The 6,178-nt window shown below is 33.2% G+C and carries 8 protein-coding genes; 7 read left to right on the forward strand and 1 reads right to left on the reverse strand.

Annotated elements, in window-relative coordinates; genetic code table 11:
• Positions 1–43: 43 nt before the first annotated feature.
• The 4 genes from C6988_RS02960 (at position 44) to cobM (ending at position 2,801) form a co-directional block, all read left to right on the forward strand.
• Positions 44–592 carry a hypothetical protein gene (locus C6988_RS02960; protein ID WP_342752362.1) on the forward strand — a complete coding sequence of 183 codons (549 nt, stop codon included), beginning with the start codon at positions 44–46 and terminating at the stop codon, positions 590–592.
• A gap of 17 nt (positions 593–609) precedes the next feature.
• Positions 610–1,200, forward strand: coding sequence for a precorrin-6Y C5,15-methyltransferase (decarboxylating) subunit CbiT (gene cbiT / locus C6988_RS02965; protein WP_182133459.1), 591 nt, complete (start codon positions 610–612; stop codon positions 1,198–1,200).
• Between the two features lie 40 nt (positions 1,201–1,240).
• The gene (cobI, locus tag C6988_RS02970; RefSeq protein ID WP_182133461.1) at positions 1,241–1,972 is read left to right on the forward strand and encodes a precorrin-2 C(20)-methyltransferase; all 732 of its coding nucleotides are present in this window, start codon (positions 1,241–1,243) and stop codon (positions 1,970–1,972) included.
• A 64-nt stretch (positions 1,973–2,036) separates the two neighbouring features.
• Positions 2,037–2,801, forward strand: coding sequence for a precorrin-4 C(11)-methyltransferase (cobM, locus tag C6988_RS02975; RefSeq protein WP_182133463.1), 765 nt, complete (start codon positions 2,037–2,039; stop codon positions 2,799–2,801).
• Here the strand turns inward: cobM and C6988_RS02980 are convergent.
• Positions 2,794–3,555 (reverse strand): glutamate racemase, encoded by a 762-nt coding sequence (locus C6988_RS02980; protein ID WP_182133465.1) that lies wholly within the window; start codon positions 3,553–3,555, stop codon positions 2,794–2,796. The two genes, cobM and C6988_RS02980, sit on opposite strands and share 8 nt — an antisense overlap.
• Before the next feature lie 98 nt (positions 3,556–3,653).
• Here C6988_RS02980 and C6988_RS02985 point away from each other — a divergent pair, with 98 nt between their 5' ends.
• The 3 genes from C6988_RS02985 to C6988_RS02995 all read left to right on the forward strand — a co-directional run.
• Complete coding sequence (locus tag C6988_RS02985; protein WP_182133467.1) at positions 3,654–4,301, forward strand: Snf7 family protein; 648 nt, start codon at positions 3,654–3,656, stop codon at positions 4,299–4,301.
• Between the two features lie 68 nt (positions 4,302–4,369).
• Positions 4,370–4,861, forward strand: coding sequence for a 2'-5' RNA ligase family protein (locus tag C6988_RS02990; RefSeq protein ID WP_182133469.1), 492 nt, complete (start codon positions 4,370–4,372; stop codon positions 4,859–4,861).
• 278 nt (positions 4,862–5,139) lie between these two features.
• On the forward strand, positions 5,140–6,178 hold a 1,039-nt coding region (locus C6988_RS02995; protein WP_182133471.1), incomplete at its 3' end, for a hypothetical protein.

Raw genomic sequence — 6,178 nt, forward strand, 5'->3', positions numbered from 1 at the left:
TATGAGCGGTGATTATACTCTTACTCTTTCACTCACGAAATTAGTGGCCAAAGATTTTAAACAAGGCATATTGAAAATTATTCGAGCAGATTCATTGGCAAAATTCAAAAAGAAAAAATCAAAACCTACTCCAGATCCTCATGATTCAGAGAAAAAAGATGTTACTAATGATAAGGAGAACTTACCTGAGATCGAAAAGGAAAGCCCGCCTGAAATTAACAAAACATCTAAAGCTGAGTCAGAAGATAACGCATCTGAGGTTACAACTAATCAAAATAAAGCCAAATTAGACAAACTTTTCTGGATAAGAATCGGACTTGCAGTTGTTGCAGGTGTCACTGCTACATTCATCTTTGAACCAATTGAGGGTGAAGAACGCCGATGGGCATCAATTGGATTTATGATAATAATTTTCATAGCTTCTGTAATATTTGCCAAAGGTATGGGACTACAACTTGCCAAATCTGATAGAAAAAAATTAGTTACAACTGGAATTGGTAGTTATGTCTTCATCTATCTGTTTATGTGGATATTGTCGTACACACTAGTACATTTACCATCTACTGGTGGAATACCCTCACCAATTCCCTAGTGACGGTGCAAAGTATCATGTGGAACTTTAAAACACCCGGCATTCCAGATTCTGAATTTGAAAGAACCGAAGAGGTTCCAATTACAAAGGAGGAAGTCAGAGCAATTCAAATAAGCAAAGCAAGACTCTGTCCTGGTTTTACTGTATACGATATAGGCTGTGGTAGTGGTTCTATAACAGTTGAAGCAGCAATACAGATTGAATCATCAGGAAAAATTGTTGGAATTGATTTTGATCCGAATGCAATTGAGCTGACAAAAAAAAATTTAGAAAAGTTTGGAATAAAAAATGCAACTACAATTCTAGGTAACGCCAAGGAAAAAATTCAGGAGCTTGATAAAGCTGATGCCATATTCATTGGAGGAACTGGAGGGGACACAAAAGATATTCTTGAATTGGCAAAGGATAAACTAAAACCTGGGGGACGAATAGTAATCGGAGTTATACTGATTGAAACTTTGTTTTCAGTAATTCAAGTAATAGAAAAATTGGGTTTTTCCTCAATTGATATTACTCAAATTACAATATCTAAAAGTAGAAAAACTTCAACTGGTACAATGATGTTGGCACGTAACCCAGTCACAGTAATATCTGCAACAAAAAATTAATCCGTCTAGATTTTAATTAGGAATTGTAGAGTTTTTTTTAATGGCTGAATTAATAGGAATAGGGGTGGGTCCAGGCGATCCAGATCTTTTAACAGTCAAAGCTGTCAAGGCAATTCATAATGCAGATATCATTATGTGTCCTGCTTCAAAAGAAGATAGACCAAGCATTGCACTATCTGTTGTGTCATCACTTATCGATAAATCAAAAAATCAAGAAATTGTCAAGCTGATCTTTCCGATGACAAAGGACAAAGATGTTCTAGTATCAACATGGAAAAAAAATGCAAAGATAATGGCAGAGAAAGTACTGTCAGGAAAAAATGTAGTATACCTTACAGTTGGTGATCCATATCTTTACAGTACATGGATATACATGCATCGAGAAATAAAATCAAATCATCCAGAATTAAAAATTAGTGTAATACCGGGAATTGTTTCCATGTTTACATTTGCATCCAAAGTTGGAGTCAGTATTGCAGAGGGTGCAGAAAAAGTTGCAGTAATTCCTTCATGTTATGATCTATCAACCGTAAAAGAGATTGCAAAAAATGCAGAATCATTAATCTTTCTAAAAGATGGTAGATACTTTGATCAAGTAATAGAATTACTAAAGGAATCTGGATTCCCTGACAACTCTATTTTTGCAATAGGACAAGACCTTGGAACAGAAAAAGAAATAATACGAAAACTAACATTGGGTGAAGTAAATGATGATACATTAACTACAAAATATTTTTCAATTTTAATTGTCAAACGCCCAGAAATTAATTAATTCTAACAACATGAAAGCCCAACAAACATTATTACATGTATCAAAAGATTGAGTGATAACAGAAATGTCAAAGGTGTATTTTGTCGGTTGTGGTCCCGGAGATCCTGAATTAATTACTGTAAAAGCAAAGAAACTCATTCAAAAAGCAGATGTTGTTGTGTATTCAGGATCATTAATACCAGAAAAAATTTTGAAACTTTGCAAAAAAGGAAAACTACATGATGCATCAAAACTTATTCGTGAGGAAATATTTGATCTTCTTTTTAATAATGCAAAAAAAGGTAAACTTGTTGTTAGGTTGCATGATGGTGATCCAACTATCTATGGTGCAATTCGTGAACAAATTGACAACCTGCAAGAAAATGGAATTGAATCAATAATCATTCCAGGCGTGACATCTTTTCTTGCATCTGCAAGTGCATTAGGAACTCAACTGACACTTCCTGGCGTTACACAAACAATTATCATAACACGTGCAGAGAAGAGAACCAAAGTTCCAAAGCAGGAAAGAGTTTCAGAGCTTGCAAAACATAATGCAACTATGGTATTTTATCTTAGTATTCATCTACTTTCAGATATTGTTAAACAAGCACTTGAAGGTGGATACAAAAAGTCAACTCCGGTAGGCATAGTATATCGTGCAAGTTGGAGTGATCAAAAAATTATTACTGGTACACTAGATGATATTGCAAAAAAAGTTTTGAAAGAAAAAATTACTAGAACAGCAATAATAATTATTGGCGATGTGGTAAAGCCAACTTCATATGAATACTCTAGGCTATATGATAAATCATTTAGTCATGGATATAGAAAGAAGAAAACTAATTGATCTCCAATTTCTTTACTCTATTTGATATGTCAATTTTTTTCAATGTGTTCTGAAATTGTTTTAGGTCTCCATTCGTATAGATACTTAATCTGTTTTGTTTCAAATCAGATTTTGGCAATTTCTTTGCAATACTTGAAGCTGGATCTAAAAATTTTACACTAGGGAATTCTTTCTTTAGTATATGCTTCAAAAAAGGCAAATGTGTACTTGATAGAGTAATTACATCAATATTATTTTTAGAAATTTTTTCTTTTAGTACTCTTTGAATTATCTTTGTACAATATTTTTTATCTTCAAGAAACTTTCCAGATTCAACAAGATTTACCAATGGAGAAGCATTTATCTTAGAAACTTTGATCGATTGCGAAATCTTTTGTTTCTTTATGAAAAGATCAATCTTTTTACTGTTAACGACTGATTCTGTTGCTAATATGGCAATATTCTTTGTTCTGGTTACCTTTGAAGCATCTTTGAGTGGTGGAAGAACGCCAAGGATTTTTTTAGATAATATTTCAGGAAACAGCAACGTAGGTGTGTTTGAACCGATGATAATTATTTCTGGATTGAATTTTTTTTCAATGACTGAAATTGTTCTCAGAATAATTCTCTTCAACTCTGATACGGATTTTTTTCCATAGGGAAAATTTTTCTTATCTGCAAAATAGATGATATCAGATTTTCTAACTCTTTGGATTGGTTTTATTATTGAAAGAGAGCCTAAACCGGAATCAAATACAACAATTTTTTCATTCATTTTTACCTATACACATGTAACTTTTGTTAGCTAAATTTAGTTTCTAGTTGATCTAAATATACACCTCTCATTAAGTGTAAAATCTTAAACTTGCCACCATGCCAGGCTTTGATAAGACTTGGGCTCGACAAGAGACCCAAAGTGTAACAGGCAAACTTCGTGATGCAGTAAAACCACAAGGTGCATTGAAACCACGAATCCAAAATGCAGTAAACAAACTGCAAGTACAAATATCCAAAATGGATTCGATGCTTACAAAACTTCGTGAAAGAGATTCACAACTCTTCCAAAGAATTGTAACTGCAATGCAACAACATGATACTAGTGCAAGCAAAGTTTTGTCAAACGAGTTAGCAGAAATTCGTAAAGTTACAAGAATGCTAGGCAACGCAAGAATGTCTTTAGAACAAGTTCAGTTAAGATTGACAACGATTCATGACTTAGGTGATGCAATGGTAGCAATCGGACCTGCAATGTCAACCATGAAAGGTTTGAAGTCTTCACTTGGAAGATTTATGCCAGAAGCAGATTCTGAATTGAATTCTATGACGCAAACATTGAATGGTCTTATGATGGACTCATTAGCTGGAGATTCATTTAACATGGAATCTGATGTGTCTAATGAAGAGACAGACAAGATCTTACAAGAAGCTTCTGCGGTTGCTGAACAACAGATTGGAGACAAATTCCCATCTGTACCATCCCCAACTGGACTTTCGTCACAATCAACATCTACTTACGAGTAAATGTTACAGACGAAATGTTCTTTCTTTTGTTTTAAAATTATTAATTACATGTTTGTACATAATTAATCATGTATGCTGTATGGTTAGTACCTTCAACTAAAGACAGAAAAGTTTTACAAAAGATCATTTCTGATCTTGCCGATAAATACAAGTCTCCTGTATTTATTCCACATATCACTACTTATGGTCTTGTTGATGTTTCACTTGGAACACTAGAAGATTTTATTTGTAATAGTATTCAAGAAATTAAATCATTTGATGTGTACACAAATAATTTAGGTTATAGTGACAATATCTGGAAGACATTATTCATTAACATTCAAATGAATTCTGATTTAAAAAAAATTTTTCAAAATTTACAAAAACAACTTGACAGTATTTTTCACTATGATTACGTCCCGCATGTTAGTTTAATTTACAAAAAAATGAAAGATCAAGAAAAAAAATCTCTTTCTAAAAACTTACAAATTCCAAAGAAATTCCACATAGACAAAATTGCTATCCAAGAATTTTCTGAGGATATTACAAATTGGAATTTAGTCAAAGAGATCAATTTCTAAAAAATAATTTTTGAAATACCGATCTATTTTGAAAAATAATTTCAAAAATCCGATTTTTTGACCCTTCCAAAATGGACCACTAAAGTAGGTCAATTACCAGCTTGGACCTTCTATAATCTGAAAAATTCCTCTTCTCTTATTGGAACTTTTCAACCTACAAACGTTGGGTATGGTGCACCGGAAAATATGTCCTAGAGGACATCTAATAGAATTTTTTAGCTATGTCATAGCTTTCATTCCAGCTACCCAATTTTCTAAAAACTTGGAGGGACAGATCTTTGCAAGCTAAGATCATTGGATTACTACTTTCATTGTTATTGATCTTTCCATCATTTTCATCAATTGATGCATATGATCTTAATCTCTTCCAATATGATGATATGAGCTTTGAAAATTTTGAAATTTTAAAAATTACAAAAAATTCAGATCAAAAAGTTTCTACTGATCGATCATCTTTGAGCTACAAAATTTCACTAGCTGAAAACTTGGATGTTATAACAAACAAAAAACGATCTAGCGAACAAGTCATTAGCACACCAATTTTTGAAAGAAAACTAAACATGATTGAAAAAATTGATGTTGCAACTGGACAGTACGGTAAGGACTCAATCATTCTCACTGTAAAACATAATGCTGACAGACAAGCAATGATGGAAAGAATTCTCTACAAAGAACGCTCCAAGGGGCAAGACAGTGGTCTACTGGCTTCACTGGCTAACCAACTTGTTGATTCAAACCATGACGATAATCTCATCGATGCAAATAACATCTGGTCTACCATATCCGTTCCATTCAATGAGAATTTCATTGAACTCCTTGATGACCAAATCCACTTCTTAACAATATCCAACATTGATCAAAGCTTTTTTGATTGGAGATATTTAGACAATCTCTGGAATGTTGATCCTAACAATCCAATATTCAATGCATTTGAGAATTCTGTATCTACTGTAGTGGATACTAAGAATCCTGTTTTACTCCTTTTGTTAATTCCGCTTGTTGGATTTGTGTTTATTCGAAATGAAAATTCAGATGTAAAGTTTTATCATCTTCAAAAGTTTCTAAGTTTACTCTTTATTGGAATATTGTTATCTTCTGCAATCATCACACCATACTCCATTTCTTCCTCATATTGGCCTGAAGCATATGCAGAAGAGATGGATACAGATAATTCAACTGATTCTGATGTATCGACCATTGATTCTGGCGAAATACCATCAATAACTGACTTTACTGAAGTATTGGATGATTTACCATTAGACTCAACCACACAGGAGGAACCCTCAACCGGTGATACCATACCCAATGTTGTCCCTG

The organism is Nitrosopumilus sp. b1 (assembly GCF_014078545.1).
GTDB lineage: Archaea > Thermoproteota > Nitrososphaeria > Nitrososphaerales > Nitrosopumilaceae > PXYB01.

Excerpts from the sequence above, each read along its gene's own strand:
- cobI (WP_182133461.1), top strand. The coding sequence starts at position 1,241 with ATGGCTGAATTAATAGGAATAGGGGTGGGTCCAGGCGATCCAGATCTT.
- cbiT (WP_182133459.1), top strand. The coding sequence starts at position 610 with ATGTGGAACTTTAAAACACCCGGCATTCCAGATTCTGAATTTGAAAGA.
- C6988_RS02985 (WP_182133467.1), top strand. The coding sequence starts at position 3,654 with ATGCCAGGCTTTGATAAGACTTGGGCTCGACAAGAGACCCAAAGTGTA.
- C6988_RS02990 (WP_182133469.1), top strand. The coding sequence starts at position 4,370 with ATGTATGCTGTATGGTTAGTACCTTCAACTAAAGACAGAAAAGTTTTA.
- cobM (WP_182133463.1), top strand. The coding sequence starts at position 2,037 with ATGTCAAAGGTGTATTTTGTCGGTTGTGGTCCCGGAGATCCTGAATTA.
- C6988_RS02980 (WP_182133465.1), bottom strand. The coding sequence starts at position 3,555 with ATGAATGAAAAAATTGTTGTATTTGATTCCGGTTTAGGCTCTCTTTCA.